The organism is Erythrobacter sp. MTPC3 (assembly GCF_042854385.1).
In the GTDB taxonomy this organism is placed as follows: domain Bacteria; phylum Pseudomonadota; class Alphaproteobacteria; order Sphingomonadales; family Sphingomonadaceae; genus Erythrobacter.
This window is the reverse complement of the sequence record NZ_BTGP01000011.1, coordinates 13,315-30,108: the sequence shown is the minus strand read 5'-3', so window position 1 is coordinate 30,108 and position 16,794 is coordinate 13,315. Positions and strand designations below refer to the sequence as shown.

16 protein-coding genes are annotated in these 16,794 nt (G+C 61.4%); 6 read left to right on the top strand and 10 right to left on the bottom strand.

The window, feature by feature from the left end; all coding sequences use genetic code 11:
• Nucleotides 1-42: 42 nt before the first annotated feature.
• Together ACGHU1_RS14495 and ACGHU1_RS14490 are read right to left on the bottom strand one after the other, a co-directional pair.
• On the bottom strand, nucleotides 43-2,316 hold the full coding sequence (locus ACGHU1_RS14495) for a molybdopterin cofactor-binding domain-containing protein (protein WP_390588084.1): 2,274 nt from the start codon (nucleotides 2,314-2,316) through the stop codon (nucleotides 43-45).
• 3 nt (nucleotides 2,317-2,319) lie between these two features.
• Nucleotides 2,320-3,321 (bottom strand): Mrp/NBP35 family ATP-binding protein, encoded by a 1,002-nt coding sequence (locus ACGHU1_RS14490; protein ID WP_390588082.1) that lies wholly within the window; start codon nucleotides 3,319-3,321, stop codon nucleotides 2,320-2,322.
• A 132-nt stretch (nucleotides 3,322-3,453) separates the two neighbouring features.
• On the opposite strand from ACGHU1_RS14490, the gene hflK reads away from it, so the two are divergent.
• From hflK to ACGHU1_RS14475, 3 genes are all read left to right on the top strand, one after another.
• Complete coding sequence (hflK, locus tag ACGHU1_RS14485) at nucleotides 3,454-4,596, top strand: protease modulator HflK (RefSeq protein ID WP_390588080.1); 1,143 nt, start codon at nucleotides 3,454-3,456, stop codon at nucleotides 4,594-4,596.
• 2 nt (nucleotides 4,597-4,598) lie between these two features.
• Nucleotides 4,599-5,435 carry a protease modulator HflC gene (gene hflC / locus ACGHU1_RS14480; RefSeq protein WP_390588079.1) on the top strand — a complete coding sequence of 279 codons (837 nt, stop codon included), beginning with the start codon at nucleotides 4,599-4,601 and terminating at the stop codon, nucleotides 5,433-5,435.
• Between the two features lie 170 nt (nucleotides 5,436-5,605).
• On the top strand, nucleotides 5,606-7,147 hold the full coding sequence (locus ACGHU1_RS14475) for a Do family serine endopeptidase (protein WP_390588077.1): 1,542 nt from the start codon (nucleotides 5,606-5,608) through the stop codon (nucleotides 7,145-7,147).
• Between the two features lie 80 nt (nucleotides 7,148-7,227).
• Here ACGHU1_RS14475 and ACGHU1_RS14470 read toward each other — a convergent pair whose 3' ends face one another.
• The 4 genes from ACGHU1_RS14470 to ACGHU1_RS14455 form a co-directional block, all read right to left on the bottom strand.
• A complete protein-coding gene (locus ACGHU1_RS14470; protein WP_390588075.1) occupies nucleotides 7,228-9,525 on the bottom strand; it encodes a transglycosylase domain-containing protein in 2,298 nt (765 codons plus the stop codon).
• Nucleotides 9,526-9,647: 122 nt separating this feature from the next.
• The gene (gene msrB / locus ACGHU1_RS14465) at nucleotides 9,648-10,052 is read right to left on the bottom strand and encodes a peptide-methionine (R)-S-oxide reductase MsrB (protein WP_390588073.1); all 405 of its coding nucleotides are present in this window, start codon (nucleotides 10,050-10,052) and stop codon (nucleotides 9,648-9,650) included.
• A gap of 51 nt (nucleotides 10,053-10,103) precedes the next feature.
• On the bottom strand, nucleotides 10,104-10,775 hold the full coding sequence (locus ACGHU1_RS14460; RefSeq protein WP_390588071.1) for a glutathione S-transferase family protein: 672 nt from the start codon (nucleotides 10,773-10,775) through the stop codon (nucleotides 10,104-10,106).
• 68 nt (nucleotides 10,776-10,843) lie between these two features.
• The gene (locus tag ACGHU1_RS14455; RefSeq protein ID WP_390588069.1) at nucleotides 10,844-11,218 is read right to left on the bottom strand and encodes a hypothetical protein; all 375 of its coding nucleotides are present in this window, start codon (nucleotides 11,216-11,218) and stop codon (nucleotides 10,844-10,846) included.
• 113 nt (nucleotides 11,219-11,331) lie between these two features.
• Between ACGHU1_RS14455 and ACGHU1_RS14450 the strand changes: the two genes are divergently transcribed.
• Nucleotides 11,332-11,721, top strand: a complete 390-nt coding sequence (locus ACGHU1_RS14450) for a VOC family protein (protein ID WP_390588068.1) — start codon at nucleotides 11,332-11,334, stop codon at nucleotides 11,719-11,721.
• Nucleotides 11,722-11,724: 3 nt separating this feature from the next.
• Here the strand turns inward: ACGHU1_RS14450 and metW are convergent, their stop codons facing one another.
• Both metW and ACGHU1_RS14440 read right to left on the bottom strand, forming a co-directional pair.
• Entirely contained in the window at nucleotides 11,725-12,327 is a 603-nt protein-coding gene (gene metW, locus ACGHU1_RS14445; RefSeq protein ID WP_390588066.1) for a methionine biosynthesis protein MetW, read from the bottom strand.
• The gene (locus ACGHU1_RS14440; RefSeq protein ID WP_390588064.1) at nucleotides 12,324-13,436 is read right to left on the bottom strand and encodes a homoserine O-acetyltransferase; all 1,113 of its coding nucleotides are present in this window, start codon (nucleotides 13,434-13,436) and stop codon (nucleotides 12,324-12,326) included. The genes metW and ACGHU1_RS14440 overlap by 4 nt, the downstream gene beginning before the upstream one ends.
• 110 nt (nucleotides 13,437-13,546) lie before the next feature.
• Here ACGHU1_RS14440 and hisC point away from each other — a divergent pair, with 110 nt between their 5' ends.
• A complete protein-coding gene (gene hisC / locus ACGHU1_RS14435; RefSeq protein WP_390588062.1) occupies nucleotides 13,547-14,650 on the top strand; it encodes a histidinol-phosphate transaminase in 1,104 nt (367 codons plus the stop codon).
• Complete coding sequence (locus tag ACGHU1_RS14430) at nucleotides 14,647-15,552, top strand: prephenate/arogenate dehydrogenase family protein (RefSeq protein WP_390588060.1); 906 nt, start codon at nucleotides 14,647-14,649, stop codon at nucleotides 15,550-15,552. Before hisC ends, ACGHU1_RS14430 begins: the two co-directional genes overlap by 4 nt.
• An 11-nt stretch (nucleotides 15,553-15,563) precedes the next feature.
• Here the strand turns inward: ACGHU1_RS14430 and ACGHU1_RS14425 are convergent, their stop codons facing one another.
• The gene (locus ACGHU1_RS14425; protein WP_390588059.1) at nucleotides 15,564-16,256 is read right to left on the bottom strand and encodes a lysophospholipid acyltransferase family protein; all 693 of its coding nucleotides are present in this window, start codon (nucleotides 16,254-16,256) and stop codon (nucleotides 15,564-15,566) included.
• On the bottom strand, nucleotides 16,253-16,783 hold the full coding sequence (locus ACGHU1_RS14420) for a YdcF family protein (protein ID WP_390588224.1): 531 nt from the start codon (nucleotides 16,781-16,783) through the stop codon (nucleotides 16,253-16,255). Before ACGHU1_RS14420 ends, ACGHU1_RS14425 begins: the two co-directional genes overlap by 4 nt.
• Nucleotides 16,784-16,794 lie beyond the last annotated feature (11 nt).

Below are 16,794 nucleotides of genomic sequence, written 5' to 3'. Positions count from 1 at the left end.
GATTGTAACAAATACCCGAAGGGCACAGCCCCCCAGCGATTATCAGATCCCACCTGAAAGTAGGGGCAGACGCCGCAGTCGCAAGCCCGTGGCCGAAAACAGCGCGTTTGCAATCGCTGGCGGAGCGATCACCGCGCCCAGTTCACCGGGGTCCGCGCTGGGGGCAGTGCTGGGGATAAATTCGATTTGTATTTCAGGGCAATCCTCCAGCGTGGGAAGCCCTAGATCAGCGTAATCGAAGCTTTCCGGCAGACCGGCGCGGAACTGCAAGGCGTTGCCCAGCGCCACGCCGATCCCGAAAATCAACCCGCCTTCGATCTGCTGATGCGCGATATCGGGATTGATGATCCGCCCGATATCCACCGCCGCGCTAATTTCTACCACGCGCACGCCGCCTTCGCCCTGACGTGCGGTGGCCACGCAGGCAATGCGGCCGCCGGTGCGCGGATCGCCGATACGGTAACAGGCAATGCCCTGGCCGCTGCCTTGCTCACCGCCGTTCCAGCGGGCCATCTGGGCCGCGCGTTGCAGGCACGCGGCAAGCCGCACGTCATCGCCCAGCATGACCATCCGGTAGGACAGCGGCTCCCTGCCGGTGGTGGCCACGATTTCATCAACGAAGCTTTCGATCGCAAACGCGGTGTAGCTGTGCGAATTGCCGCGCACCCGTCCGACAGGAAGGCCAATCTCAACAGGGATATGATCGACCACGACGCTGGGCAACCGGTAGGCAGGCACCGCACCTTCGCAGGCGAGCGCGTCTTTTTTCCCCGCGCTTTCGCGAATGGCTGCAGCACTGGTGCGATTGCCGAACAGCCGCTTTCCGAATTCGTGGCTGGCAGGCGGACAGGCGATCCTGAGGCGCAGCGCCTCAATCGCGGCATCGCCTGTCTGTGACAATTGCGCGCCTACCAAAGTGTAAGATGGGGTGCGCGGGCGGGCCTTTATCATCTCGTCGCGGCGGGACCATGTCAGCTGGACGGGCCGGCCCAGCTCTTTTGCGATCACCGCGATTTCAATCGCGTGATCATGTTCCAGCCGGGCATCGAAACTGCCGCCTGCCGGCATCGGGTAAAGCGCGACCTCTTCCACCGCGAGGCCGACCGCTTTTGCCGCTGCCCTGCGCGCCTGTTCGGGCGCTTGTGAGGCAATCCAAAGTTCCAGCCGGCCGTCTGTAAACCGCGCGGCTGCACTCGCCGTTTCCAGCGGAGCCGCAGGGGCAGGCTCCACCTCGTATCGCCGCGCCATGTCAATGCGCGTCATCGCCTCTTCGCCAAAGCCGGTTTCCGCGATCCGAAAAGAGGCTCCGCCATCGACGGACGTGCGAAGGCGTGCGTTTATCTCTGCGCTGCCAACCGGAAAAGCCGTGCGAAATTGCGGCTTCATCGCCTCCAGAGCCTTTTGCGCGCTCCACCAGTTCGTCGCCGCCACCGCCAGCCAATTGCGCGATTTCACCGCGCCAACGACGCCCGCGACATTGTCCGCTCCATCCGGCTCGAAACCGGTCAGCTCAGATCCATCATTCGGGCCGTGCCGAATCGCGCAATAGACCATGCCGGGCAGGCGGACATCGCTGGCAAACTGGTATGATCCATCGACCTTCGAAGGCAGGTCGATACGGGGGAAAAATGGGGGCGCATCGGCCATATCGGGCGCCGGGCTCGCTTCGGGAAATTCCGGGCGGAGCGGGGGCGGCTCGGGCGCATCGCGCTCCGCCGCGCCTGCTGCCAGCTCTCCGAATGTGGCGCGGTTTTCCCCTTGCGAAACGATGCCGCGTTCGACCAGGCATTCTTCCCAAGACACGTCCCAGCGATCCGCTGCTTCCTGCGCGAGCATTGCCCGCGCGGCGGCGGCAGCGGAGCGGCAATCATCGGCGAACGCATCGACCGCAGTTCCATCGGCGGTCGCGGTAAAGCGCGCTTCGCCAGCGAACCGTTCGACAAGAATGTCATCGGTCGTTTCCGACAGACCAGCGGCGACGGGGTCCCACATCTCCATCCATCGCCGCGCGAGCGGGATGTTGGCATAGGCGGCGGAAATCGGCGCCGGCTCGACTGCGACCTGCCGCCAGTCCGCGCCCAGTTCCTGCGCGATGATCTGCGGCAGCACGGTCGTGATGCCCTGCCCCATTTCGGCCTGAGGGACGGCGATAGTGACCACGCTGTCTTCGGCAATTTTAAGATAGGCGCTGTAAACATGCTCGCGCGCGCCGGGTTGCAGCGGGACGGGATAATTGCGGGGCAGGACATACCACGCGACCAGCAGACCGCCACCAATGGCAGAGCCTGTCAGTATGCCACGCCGCGAAACCTGCATGGATTAAACGTCCTTTCCGCTCAGCCAGTTAGCGATCCGCGCCGCAATCGCTTCGAATGGGGCGGCCCCTTCGCCGCTGCCTGCCGCAGGAGGCTGACCTGCATCGCCGCTGATCCGGGTTTCCAGCCGCAGCGGTACGCGGCCAAGGAACGGTATTTCAAGCGCGGCGGCGAATTTCTCCACGCCGCCCTGTCCGAACGGATCGCTCAGCTCGCCGCAATGCGGGCATTCATATCCGGCCATATTTTCAACCAAACCGATGATCGGCACCTCGCCTTGCTCGAACAATTGGCCTGCCCGCGCAGCGTCGATCAGGGCGAGGTCTTGCGGCGTGGAAACCAGCACCGCGCCATCAGGCTTGCTATCAGCCATCATCGACAATTGCACATCGCCTGTGCCAGGCGGCAAGTCGATCAGCAGCAGATCGGTGTCGCCCCAATCCGCCTCTACCAGCTGTCCCAGCGCCTTTCCCGCCATCGGGCCGCGCCACGCCAGCGCCTTTCCCGGCGCGACGAGATGCCCCATCGACAGCACTTTCACGCCGTGCGGACTATCCAGCGCGATCAGTCTTTCACCCGATGCCTCAGGCTTCAATTTTTCTGTGGCGAGCAGTTTGGGCTGCGAAGGCCCGTAAATGTCCCCGTCGATCACGCCGACCTTGTGCCCTGCCTTGGCGAGGGCGACCGCGATATTGGTCGTCAGCGTCGATTTTCCCACGCCACCCTTGCCCGATCCGATGGCGATGATCCGCGCCCGCTTGCGCTCTGCGACGAGAGCGACGCGCACATCTTCTACGCCAGCGACATCCTTCAAAGCCTGTTTGAAGGCCGCCTCAAGCACATCGCGTTCCTCGGGGCGCATGTCGCCGGCGTCCGCGACGATGATTGCGCGGCCATTTACAAGCTGCGCTGACTGCACCCGGCCAGCGATTTTGTCAGGTAACGCAGCGCGTAGGCGCGCATCTTCACTGCGCGAATTCGGTTCGGGTTTCCGGCCTTCTGTCATAGCGATGGGCCTCTATCATCAAATTCGCAGCCGCCACCCCTGTTTTTCGCCAGATAGCGTACCTATAACGGATGTATGCAGATTTTTGATCGTTTCAGAACACGCCTTGGCAGCGCCGGACAGTCCCTCGCCATGGCTGGAAAAAAGAACCCGTGGGGAGGAAGCTCCGGCGGAAGCTCCAATGGCAATAATGGCGGCGGAGGAGACGGCGGTCCATCGGGCGAAGGTTCCGGCGGATCAGACGGTCCGCGCAATCCGTGGCTGCCGGGCGGCGGCACCGATGCCGGAAAACGGCGCTCTGCCAGTATCGAAGATATTTTCAAGAACCGCGGTCCCGAAGGTCCGCGGCGCGGCGGCGGCACAGGCGGCCCCGGTTTCCGCTTTCCCGAAGGACCGGGCGGACGCAGCCTCGCCCCCGTGCTTACTGTCGGCGTCCTGGTGATCGGCATCCTGCTATCCAGTTTGCATCTGGTCGATCCAAAGGAAAAAGCGGTCGTCAAAACGTTTGGTGAATACAGCCGGACGCTTGATTCCGGTCTGCACCTTACGGCACCGTATCCGATCCAGACCGTCGATATCGAAGACGTTGAGGGCGTTCGCGCCGTCAACATCCCGACCTCGGGCGAAAACGCGAAACTGATCCTGACGGGTGACCAGAACCTTGTCGATCTAAGCTACATCGTGCGTTGGCGGATCAACGATCTGGCGGACTTCAAATTCCAGCTCGCAGAACCGATCGAAACCGTAAGCGAAGTGGCAGAGGCCGCAATGCGCGCGTCCGTCGCTGAAAAGACGCTGGATGAAACCTTTACCGGCGCAGGCCGTGCTGAAATCCAGCAATCGGTCCGCGAACGGATGCAGGCGACGCTTGATGCATATCGTTCCGGCATTCAGGTCGTCGGCGTCGAAATCGCCAAGGCCGACCCGCCCAGCGAAGTCGTCGATGCGTTCCGCGACGTTTCTGTGGCCGAACAAAACGCCGATGCCTCGCGCAACCAGGCGCGCGGTTACGCCCAGCAGACAATTGCAGGCGCGGAAGGTGAAGCCGAAGCATTCGACAAGGTGTACGAACAATACGCCCTCGCACCCGAAGTCACTCGCCAGCGTCTTTATTACGAGACGATGGAGCGTGTCCTCGCCCAGACGGACAAGACCATTCTGGAAGCAGAAGGCGTGACACCGTATTTGCCGCTGCCTGAACTGCGCCGCCGGGCCGCGCCCGCGCAGGGCGCGCAGATCACCGTGCAACCCAATCAAACTCAGCAGGGGCAGTAATCATGGAAGCTCTCTGGAATAATTACCGCTGGGCGGTCATCGCCTTTGCCATCGCCATCATCGGCTTTTTCATGAGCGCGTTTATCGTGAATGAAGAAGAACAAGTCGTCATCGTGCGCACGGGTGAACCGGTCCGCACACTGAACACACCCGGCGGGTCTTATTCTGCCGGACTGCATTTCCGCTGGCCGCTGATCGAATCGGTCAGGACCGTGGAAAAGCGTGTCCTCGACCTCGAAATGACCGAAGAAGAGGTCCTGTCCAACGACCAGCAAAGGTTGCTTGTCGATGCTTACGCCCGGTTCAGGATCGTCGATCCGATCCGCATGGTGGAACGCGCAGGCACAACCGACGGTGTGCGCACCGCGCTTGAACCGATCCTCAACTCTGCCCTGCGGCAGGAGCTGGGCCGCCGGACGTTCGCTGCAATGCTGACCGCCGAGCGCGGCAGTGCGCTTGCCAATGTTCGCGAAAACCTTGACCGCGAGGCTCGTCAATACGGTGCCGAGGTGATCGATGTGCAAATCAAACGCACCGACCTTCCATCGGGCCGCCCACTTGAGTCAGCATTCCAGCGGATGGAGTCGGATCGTGAACGCGAGGCACGGACCATCCGTGCGCAGGGCACACGCGACGCGCGGATCATCCGCGCCGAAGCCGACGCCGAAGCGGCGCGCATTTTTGCCGAGGCATTTGGCAAGGATGAGAGCTTTTACGATTTCTACCGTGCGATGCAGAGCTATGAAAGCAGCTTTGCCAAAGGGGAAGGCCGCGGCGAAAGCTCGATCATCCTGTCGCCCGACAACGAATATCTGCGTCAGTTCAGAGGACGCCGCTGATCGGGCCGTCTTCCGACGAACCGCTGATGATACGCTACCGACTACAAGCGTGTTCAATCGCGGTTAAGCGGGTCTAGGCGCATGGTAACAGGATAGGGGTAAGAAACTCTGGGTCGGAACACGAGGCGGTTTTCGCCCGTTACAGGCCCGTAAAGAAGGAATTAGAGGACGTGAATAACGTGCGGTACGTTTATGGACTGACAAGTGCGCTGCTGGTTGGCGGCGCTGCGGTATCACTTATGACCGGCCATCCCGCCGGCGCGCAGGTTGCGCAGAACGACAGCAGCGTGATGAGCGATGTGGTTCCGCGCGCAGGTGCACCCTCCAGCTTCGCCGACCTTACTGAACAGCTGCAGCCCGCAGTGGTCAACATCGCCACCCGCCAACGGGTCGAGGTGACGCGCAACCCGTTTGCAGGCACACCTTTTGCCGAGCTGTTCAATCGCCGCCGCGGCGGACAGCAGCAACAGCAGCAACCGCAGACGCGTGAGGCGCAATCGCTGGGCAGCGGCTTCATCATTTCCGCCGACGGTTTCGTGGTGACCAACAATCACGTGGTCACACCGAACAACCGGGCCACGCTGGAAGAAATCACCGTCACGATGCCGGATGGCACTGAATACGAGGCGGAATTGATCGGGTCGGATGCCCAATCCGACCTCGCCGTGCTGAAAATCAATGCGCAGCGCACATTCCCGTTTGTGAAGTTCGGCGATTCAGCCGCGACGCGCGTCGGCGAATGGGTCGTTGCCATCGGCAATCCCTTCGGACTTGGCGGGACAGTCACCAGCGGCATCGTTTCCGCTGTGTACCGCAACACCGGACAGGGCGGCGCATATGACCGCTATATCCAGACCGACGCCAGCATCAATCGCGGCAATTCGGGCGGGCCGCTGTTCGACATGCAAGGCAATGTGATTGGCATCAACAATGCGATCTTCTCGCCATCGGGCGGAAGTGTCGGCATCGGTTTTGCGATCCCTTCTGAAATTGCAGCGCCGATTGTCGACCAGCTTAAAGAAGGCATGGAGATCGAGCGCGGTTTCCTGGGCGTTGGGCTTGAGCCGATGTCGGATGATCTTGCCGATTCGCTTGGCCTTGCCCGCAATCGCGGTGAAATAATCCAGAGCGTTCAGGATGACAGCGCCGCTGCCGAAGCAGGCCTGCGTCCCGGCGACATCGTGACCGAGATCAACGGCAACGAAGTTACCTCGGAACAGACCGTCTCCTTCCTCGTGGCCAACCTGTCACCGGGAACCAGCGTTCCGATCACGGTGCTGCGCGAAGGGCGCGAAGTGGCGGTTACCGCCACCCTGGGCCGCCGACCGAGTGAAGAAGAATTGCTGCAAAGCCAGCAAACCTTCGACCCGGAATCGGAAGAGCCGATGAACCCGGAAGAAACCGACAGCACCATCGCGGAAAAACTGGGCCTTCAGGTGCTCGCCATGACCCCGCAAATTGCGCGCTCACTAGGCGTCGATGAGGGTACATCGGGCCTAGTCATCGGTCAGGTCGATCCAAACTCCGATGCTGGCACAAAGGGGCTGCGCCGCGGCGATATCATCCTGTCTGCGCAGTATAATCCCGTGACCACGGTCGAGGAACTGCGCGGCGCGATTGCCGCTGCCGAAACAGAGGGACGCGATGCCGTTCTGCTTCGCATCCAGCGCCGCGGACAGCCGCCGCGCTTCCTGCCGGTCCGCCTGCGCTAAGCGGGATTTAACACCCACATGAAAAAGGGCGCTGCAGCAGATGCTGGCAGCGCCCTTTTTCGTATCCCATGCAGCCACAATTATTGCTGCGCGGCGGTGTCCTGCTCCGGCCGGATCACGCGCACGCCGTCTGGCACCCGGCCCGATGTCTGCTGGCGCTGCGGGGTGCCGGGATCGGGCGCAGGCGCGGTGCGATTGTTACCGCCGCCGGGCAATTCCCCGCCTGTCGCCCGTTCAAGGAAATCCTCGCTCACCGCAGGCGGCGGATCGACACGCGGTGTTTCAATGCGGCCCTGATCGACCGGCGGATCGCGCTGCTCGCCCTCAATATCGAACGGATTGTTCGACGGATCGCGGCGGCCCGGCTCAATCAGATTGCCGTCTTCGTCGATGAAGTAATAATCGTCCGGGTCGCCGTAGAGATATTCCTCATCCGGCTCCAACCGCCATTCCGGCAGGTTCAACTCTATATCGAACTGTTCGACCGGACGATCCTTCACCGCATAGCGCATATAGGCGGCAAATGCGCGCGCAGGCGAGCGGCCGCCCTGTAGGCCGGGCACAGGCTGCGCGTCATCGCGGCCCATCCACACACCTGTTGTCACGCCAGAGGAAAAGCCGACAAACCAGCCATCCTTGTTCGAACTGGTGGTCCCGGTCTTGCCCGCGACCGGCCTGCCGATCTGCGCCGCGCGGCCCGTGCCAGTCTGGACCGCAGTTTGCAAAAGATCGGTCATTCCGGCCACGACATAATCGGCAACCACAGTGTTGCGCCGGGGTTCTTCGCGTTCGTATAGCGTTTCACCGCTGGCGGCGGTGACTTTCAAGATGCCGTAAGGCTGCACCCCCACACCTTTCGAAGACACGGTTGCAAATGCGCGCGTCATGTCGATCAGGCGAACTTCGGAAGAGCCAAGCACCATCGAGGGGAAGGTGGAAACAGGCGTGGTGATGCCAAACCGGCGCGCCATTGATGCAACCGTGCCGAAGCCGACTTCATTGCCCAGTTGCGCCGCGACGGTGTTGACCGAATAGGCAAAGGCGGTGCGCATGTTGGTTTCACCGATATTGCGCCCGTTGGAATTGCGCGGGCTCCAGTTATCAATCGTAACCGGGGTATCAACCACGCGGTCGTCGGGCGTGTATCCCGCCTCCAGCGCGGCGAGATAGACGAACAGTTTCCAGGACGAACCGGGCTGGCGCATCGCGCTGGTTGCGCGGTTGAAATTGCTCTCGACGTAATCGGTGCCGCCCACCAGCGCGAGGATCGCACCGTCGCGGTCCAGACTTACCAAAGCGCCTTGCGCACCATCGGGCGTGTTGGATTCGATCGAGGCGGTGGCAGCGCGCTGCATACCGACATCCAGCGTCGTCCAGACCTCAATCGGAGCGAAAGTTTCCGGCAACAGGATATCCAGTTGTGGCAGCGCCCAGTCGGTGAAATACCGCACCGAATTTTGTCCGGCCTGCTGTTTCAATTCAACGGTATCGACGTCGACGCTGGCCTGCTGCGCGGTGATATATCCCTGCTCGCGCATCAACCGCAAAACCGTGCGCGCACGGGCGACGGCAGCATCGACATCGGCGGTGGGGGAATACCGGCTGGGCGCTTTTACCAGACCCGCGATGATCGCGGACTCCGCGACGGTGAGATCGGTGGCCGGGTGACTGAAGAATTTGCGGCTCGCGCTGTCGACACCGTATGCGCCGCCGCCGAAATACACCTTGTTGAGATACAGCTCGAGAATCTGTTCTTTGGAGAATTTCCATTCCAGCGCCATCGCCAGCACCGCTTCGCGCGCCTTACGGTCGAACGTACGGTTGGAATTGAGAAAGACGTTGCGGGCGAGCTGCTGGCTGATGGTCGACGTGCCGCCGATACGGTCATCGCCGGTCACCCCTTCGATGATCGCTCCGCCGAGCCGGTAGGGGTCGATCCCGAAGTGCGAGAAATACCGCCGGTCTTCGACAGCGACCATCGCATTTTTCATGTTGTCGGGGATGTCATCGTAATCGAGCCATTCGCCGAAACTTGGCCCCAATTCGACGATTTCAGACCCGTCTCGCGCGCGGACAAGGATGGTCTGGGCGTTTTGTGTCGCTTTTAACTGGTAGAAACTGGGAATTGACCGCGCCGCAAAACCGACCGCAAATGCAAGGAAGATCGCACCCAGCAGCGCCGCCGCGCCGCCCCACAGTGCCAGCCTTTTGGTCCAGCGCCAGATCGGCGATTGCGGCTTGCCGGATTTTGCGGAGCGGGACGATTTGGGGCTGCTCTTGCCCCGGCGTGAACGGGTACCCGAACCGGCACGCTCAGCCGCAGCCCGGCGAGAGCCGCGCTTGCCCTTGTTCTGCAATCGGTCACCCCGTTTCGACATGCTGCTTTACCGGTCCATGCAATAAAATGGTCGTCCCGGCAGTGCATAGGCAAGTTGTAACCCTGCGTGAACACTCGGCTTCACATTGTTCGCGGTTTGGATCGGGGATTGCGCAAGCAGGCTCAATCGTCCTTGTCGAAATCGAGCGCGGCGGAATTGATGCAGTACCGCATTCCGCCCGCCTCTGGCGGGCCATCGGGAAATACGTGGCCCAGATGTCCGCCGCATTTTGCGCACAGCACCTCTGTGCGGATCATGCCAAAGGAAACGTCGCGCTTTTCCTCGACCGTTTCCTCGTCCGCTGGTTTGGTGAAAGCGGGCCAGCCGCAGCCGCTATTGTATTTCGCATCGCTTTCAAACAGCACCGTGCCGCAGCCCGCACACATATATTCGCCGTCTTCGTAGTGCTTGTCATATTCGCCGGTGAAGGCGCGCTCTGTCCCCGCTTCGCGCAGGACGTGGTATTGTTCAGGGGTTAGCTTTTCGCGCCATTCGGTGTCTGAAACAGTTTTTGGATCATCGGTCATTCTGGTTCTCCATCACACCTTAAATGGTGCTGGGGCGCAGGCGTTCCAACCCTAACCATCGACCAGCGCGTAATGCGCAGGCGGTTTGATAACATCCATCCGCTCGGTGAGAAGCGGGCGGAAACTGGGGCGGCTTTTAAACACCGCATACCATCCGCGCGTTTGTTCATGCCCGTTCCAGTCGATCCCGCCGAGATAATCCGCCACGCTGATCTGCGCGGCGGCGGCCAGATCGGCCATGCTCATCGTCGATCCCGCCAGCCACGGGCGGTTGTCGATCAACCAGTCCATGTAATCAAGGTGGCCATGCGCCATCTTCATCGCTTCGCGCAGGGCGCGGCTGTCTGGCGGCTGGCGCAGGACGATGCGTTTCTTCATCCGCTCTGACAAAAGCGGGGCTGTGACGTCGTTGTAGAAATTTTCATCGAACAGCGCCGTTAGCCTGCGGATTTCCGCGCGGCCTGTCGCCGTCCCGTTGATCATCGGGGACCGATCCACCGTCTCTTCAAAATATTCCCCGATGGCCCGGCTGTCAGCGATAGCTACACATTTATCCTCATTCACTAGAACCGGAGTTCGGCCAGCGGGGTTCAGGTTGAAGAACATGTCGGATGCCGACCACGGATCTTCGCGGACAAGGTCGTAGGCAATATTCTTCTCGCCCATCAAAAGCCTGATTTTACGGCTGAAGGGACACAGGGGAAATTGATAGAGTTGCCACATTACGCATTAACCAATGCCCGAAAGCATCAGCAAAAGCCAACACAATGACGCTGCGTCAACGCAGTTTTTTAGAGGCCCGAACCGTCCAGCATAATCAGGCACGCAGGCATGACTTTTTCGGTCTCGCCCGCATCAGTAAGGCGCTGCGCCTCCGCGCCGACAAGCGCCGAGATACCTTCACGGTCAAGCCCGGTTTCATCCATCAGCTGCGCCAGGGCGCGCACGAAAAATTCCTTCCCGCGCGTTTCAAGCACCGGCCATTTCAGCGCGGCTTCATTGCCGATGTCCTGCCCGTACGAAATCAGCGCAAAGGCAGCCGAGCAGCGCACCAGCGCCTTGCTTTGCTGGCTTAAAGCGGGGCTTAGCTGGACCTGATGCATCGATGCTGCGGGGGCCTGCGTCGTCAAGGCGAGCAGGGCGGCGGCGGTGATATGAGTGAACATGTTCGCGAACCTATCATGGAACAACTTAACCGCCCACTACAGCAATGATCCGCTTGCCGCGTCTTAGCGGCTCGCTTAGTCAGGGGATGAATCTGGAGAGGAACCATTCAAATATGATTAGCCACGTAATGATCGGATCAAGCGATATTCAGCGGTCCAAAACATTCTATAATGCCGTGCTCGGCGTGCTGGGCGCGGGCGAGCCGATGGAACATGTCAACGACACCGGCCAGACCCGGCTGTTCTATATCCACGGCGGGCACACTTTCTCTATCAGCGAGCCGATCAATGGCGAGCCTGCAAACACCGCGAACGGTTTCACGATCGGTTTCGCCTGTGACAGTCTGGACCAGGTTCAAAAGCTGCACGATGTTGCCATCGCCAATGGGGGCACCAGCGTCGAAGACCCACCCGGACCGCGTGAAGGTTCGATGGGCACGATGAACCTGTGCTATTTCCTCGACCCCGACGGCCACAAGGTCTGCGGCATCAATCGCGGCTGACGCTTAACGCGAAAGCTGAAACACCGCGAATTCGGCGCGCCAGTTTGCTGCTGGCGCGCCGATTTGTTTCTCGCCTGCGAAAAACCACGCCCGTTCTATCTGCGCGCCCTTTGCGCGGGCCAATTCGCGGAAATCATCAACGGTAACGTGGTGGATGTTGGTGGTTTCATACCAGCTGACAGGCAGCGCGCGCGTGACCGGCATACGCCCGCCAAACATCAGCGCGGCGCGGGTTTGCCAATGGGCAAAGTTGGGAAAGCTGACGAACGCCTTGGCCCCGACGCGCAGCAGCTCATCCAGCATCAGATCGGGCCGGGCTGCTGTTTGCAGGGTCTGGCTGAGGATCGCGTAATCGAATGCCTTGTCCGGGTAATTTTCCAGATCGGCGTTCGCATCCCCTTGAACCACCGAAAGCCCGCGAGCGACGCAGCGTTCCACCATCTGCGGATCGAGCTCCAGCCCGCGCGCATCGACATCGCTGGCCGCCTCAAGCTCCGCCATCAAAGCGCCGTCGCCGCAGCCAATATCCAGCACGCGCGAACCGGGCCTGACATGCGCGGCGATGGCGGCAAGATCGGGTCTTAAGGCGGGATGCGCGCCGGTCATTCGATGAACCCCTGAACCACCCGGTCAAGCTGCTCGTGCGCGAGCAGGAAACTGTCGTGGCCATTGGGCGCTGACAATTCGACAAAGCTGACCTTAGCCCCTGCCGCGTTAAGAGCGTGAACGATGTGGCGGCTTTCGGAGGTCGGATACAGCCAATCGGTGTCAAAGCTGACGAGGCAGAACCGCGCGCTGGCATTCTCGAATGCATTGGCGAGCCTGCCGCCATGCTCTTCAGCGAGATCGAAATAATCCATCGCGCGGGTGATGTAGAGGTATGAGTTCGCGTCAAACCGCTGGGTAAAGCCGCTGCCCTGATACCGCAGATAACTTTCGACCTGAAAATCGGCGTCAAAGCCAAAACTTTTCGCGCCCTTTGTCCCGTCGGGCCGGTCCTGCAAACGCCGCCCGAATTTCTCTGTCAGGCCCGCTTCGGAAAGATACGTGATGTGGGCAGCCATGCGCGCCACCGCGAGGCCGTTGTCAGGCGAGGCCTCGCCTGCATAATAATTGCCGTCGGACCATGCGGGATCGGCCATGATCGCCTGCCGGCCGACCTCGTGAAACGCGATGTTTTGCGCCGAATGGCGCGCGGTCGAGGCGATGACCAGAACCCGCTGGGCGCGCTGCGGCCAGTTTGCCGCAAGGGATAACGCCTGCATCCCGCCCATCGAACCGCCGACGACCGCATGCAGCCGGTCAATTCCCAGCCCATCAAGCAAGGCGACCAGCCCGCGGACCATGTCGCGGATGGTGATGACGGGAAAGCGCATTGCATAAGGCGCACCATCCTTGCCCGCGCTCGCCGGGCCGGTAGAACCCATGCAGCTGCCGATCACATTGGCGCAAATGACGTGGTAGCGATCCGTGTCGATCGGCTTGCCCGGCCCGACCATCCGCTCCCACCAGCCGGGTTTGCCCGTGATCGGATGCTCGCTCGCCACATATTGATCGCCGGTGAGGGCATGACAGACGAGTATCGCGTTGGACCGGTCCGCCGCCAGATCGCCATATGTCTCATACGCGATCTGCGCCCCGCCCAGCGCCTGACCGCTATCGAGCGGCAGATCGGCAGGGAGCGAATAGAGGTTGGAGGCGGTCGCGGCGTTCATCGGCTTTTCGAATTGGGGGAGGCCTGACGCGGTGTCAATCGGACTTGGCCCCCAGCACCTTCAATTGCCGCTGTTATTGCGCGGGCGAAGCGGTTATCGCCTCGCCCCGTATGACCACACGCCCCGAACCCAAACCCTGGATCCTTGGCATCCACGCCTACAAACCGGGCAAGTCCACCGCGAGCGATGGCCGCGCGCTTGTCAAACTGTCGGCGAATGAAAACCCGCTGGGATCAAGCCCGGCGGCACTTAGCGCGCTGGAGGCTGCGCGCGATGAGGCGGCGACGTATCCGGATCCATCATCGGCCGCCTTGCGCGCGAGACTGGCCGAGCTTCACGGGCTTGATCCAGACCGGATCGTGTGCGGGACGGGATCGGACGAACTCCTCAATCTCGCCGCGCAAGGGTTTGCCGGGCCGGGCGACGAGGTGCTGTTCAGCCGCCGATCTTTCGCCGTATACGATATCGCCGCCCGCCGGTGCGGGGCGACGCCGGTTGTAGCCGAAGACACCGATTTTACCGCGAATGTCGATGCGCTGCTTGGCGCGGTGACTGACAACACCCGCGTAGTGTTCCTCGCAAATCCGAACAATCCAACCGGCACCTGGATCGCGCCTGACGAGGTAAGACGCCTTCACGCAGGGCTGCGAGAAGACGCTTTGCTGGTCATTGACGAAGCCTATGCAGAATATCTCGACCCGGCTTTGCAAAATGTCGGCTTTGAACTTGCCGCTGAGAATGAAAACGTGCTGGTGACGCGCACCTTTTCCAAGATTTACGGTCTTGCCGCGGAACGCATTGGCTGGGCCACAGGTGCGCCCGGCCTGATCGACACGCTCAACCGTATTCGCGGCCCTTTCAACGTCACGGTAAGCGGTCAGCGCGCCGGGCTCGCCGCATTGGGCGATCAGGAATTCGTCGCACAAAGCCGGGAGCATAACCGTGCTGAACGCACACGTCTGGAAGAGGCGATTGCGGCGCTGGGCAATCACGGCCTTTCCAGCGTGCCTAGCGAGGCGAATTTCCTCCTCGTCGAATTTACCGGCAGCATCACGGCCAAAGACGCGCTGGGCGCGATAGCGGAGGCGGGATATGCCGTGCGCCACCTGCCTGAACCCGGACTGGACCACACCTTGCGCATCACCATCGGCAAGACGCAGGATATGGACCGGATCATCGCCGTCCTGCGCCAGCTTTGCGGTGAAACCGCATGATCCAGCGCGTTGCTGTAATCGGCCTAGGCCTGCTGGGCGGTTCGGTCGGGCTCGCAATCCGTGAACACGCGCCCGGCATTCACACCTCGGGCTTTGACCGTGACCCCGATGTCCGCGCAAGGGCCAAGGATCGCGGCCTGGTGCATGCGGTGTGCGACCGAATCGAAGATGCCGTCGCCAATGCCGATCTGGTAATTCTGTGTGTGCCCGTTGGCGCGATGGAGGCGGCGGCGCGCGCCATGGCCCCGGCCCTGCCCGATCATGCGATTATCAGCGATGTGGGTTCATCCAAGCAAAGCGTTGCCGAGGCGCTGCTGGCCGCGCTGCCGAACCACACGATCATTCCCGCCCACCCCGTCGCCGGCACCGAGCAAAGCGGGCCGGAGGCCGGATTTGCCAGCCTATTCACCAATCGCTGGTGCATCATCACACCGGCCAAGGATGCCGACCAGCAGGCCGTCGAAGCGCTGAGCGCATTCTGGACGCAGCTGGGCGCTCGGGTCGAGATCATGGATGCAGAACATCACGATCTGGTGCTGGCCGTGACCAGCCACATCCCGCACCTTATCGCCTTCACCATCGTCGGAACCGCCAGCGACCTTGAGGATGTGACCCGCAGCGAGGTGATCAAATATTCCGCTGGCGGCTTTCGCGATTTCACCCGCATTGCAGCGTCCGATCCGGTGATGTGGCGCGATGTCTTTCTGTCGAACAAGTCCGCCGTGCTGGAGATGCTGGGCCGTTTCAGCGAAGACCTGACCGCGCTGCAACGCGCCATCCGGTCAGGCGACGGCGACACTTTGCATGACCTGTTCAGCCGGACCCGCGCGATCCGCAGGCAGGTGATTGAGGAGGGTCAGGACGATGATCGCCCCGACTTCGGGCGAGAGGATCATTCCTGATAGGCGCGAATTCAGCGATTCAGCGCGTTGATCGCAGAGTGGACCCGCTTTTCGATTTCAGGGCGCGATAATCCGGCAGGGATCGTCTCGCCTACGCGATAGGTGATAGTACCGGGCCGTTTGTCCAGCCGGTGATACAGCGGCCCGCTATCGACCGCGATCGGCACGACCGGCAGGCCGAGTAGTTTGTAAATGCCCGCAAACCCGGATTGCAACGGAACTTCGTGCCCGTGTCGCACCCGCGTCCCCTCCGGAAAAATCACCAGAGGTCTGCCTTCGTTCACGCGGCTGCGCGCGGTGGAGATCATGGTGCGCAGAGCGCCCGCGCCGCCATCGCGGGCGACGGGAATCAGACCATATACTTTGGCAGAATAACCCCAGCCCGGGATCCAGAACAATTCGCGTTTTGCAAACACGGTCGGGAAACTGAAGAGGCGCGGCATGTCGATTGCTTCGAAAAAACTTTCGTGTTTGACCGCGATCAGCACAGGCTCGTCGGGGATTACACCCTCTTGGACAATCTCAATCCCGATTATGTTGCAGACGCACCAGCGATGCCAGACGCCCCAGGTGGCGACCACACCTCTTAGTCTTTCCCGCCCAAACGGCACGGCGAGAACCGAGGCCACCACCAGCACGGCGGAAAATCCGTAAAAGACGAGGTAGAACACCAGACTTCGCAAAATCGCCGCAATGGTTTTCACAGGCCGATCAGTCCTGCAGCCCAGCTGGCCAGCAGCTTGTGATATTCGAGGAACAGGTTTGCAAAGCTGGGTTCGGACGGCACAGCATCGCGCACGACCGTCACCCCGTTTGGCAGCGTGCGAGACAGCTCCCCTGCGGCGCGGCGCATGTGCCAGTCAGTCGTTACCAGCCGGAGCGACCGGACCTCGTTATCCTCGACCCATTTGGCGGTTTCAGAGGCGTTGCTGCGCGTATCGACCGCGGCAAAGCCCAATGTGATGCAGCATTCCAGTTGCGCCTCATCGACGCCGAATTGCGCGGCAAATTCGCCGGGCTTCACTTCGCGGTCGACGCCGCTGACCAGCAAATGGTCGGCAAGGCCCGCATCAAGCACTGCGATCCCTTGCGCGATCCTGCCTCCGCCGCCGGTCGGGACGACCACGGCATCGGTTTCAACAGGGCTGGCCGGTTCCGGCAGCGCGAACGCAAACCAGACAAAGCCCAGCGCCCAGATTAGGACCGCGGCAGAAAAGGCTCGTCGAAACACCATCGTCCAGC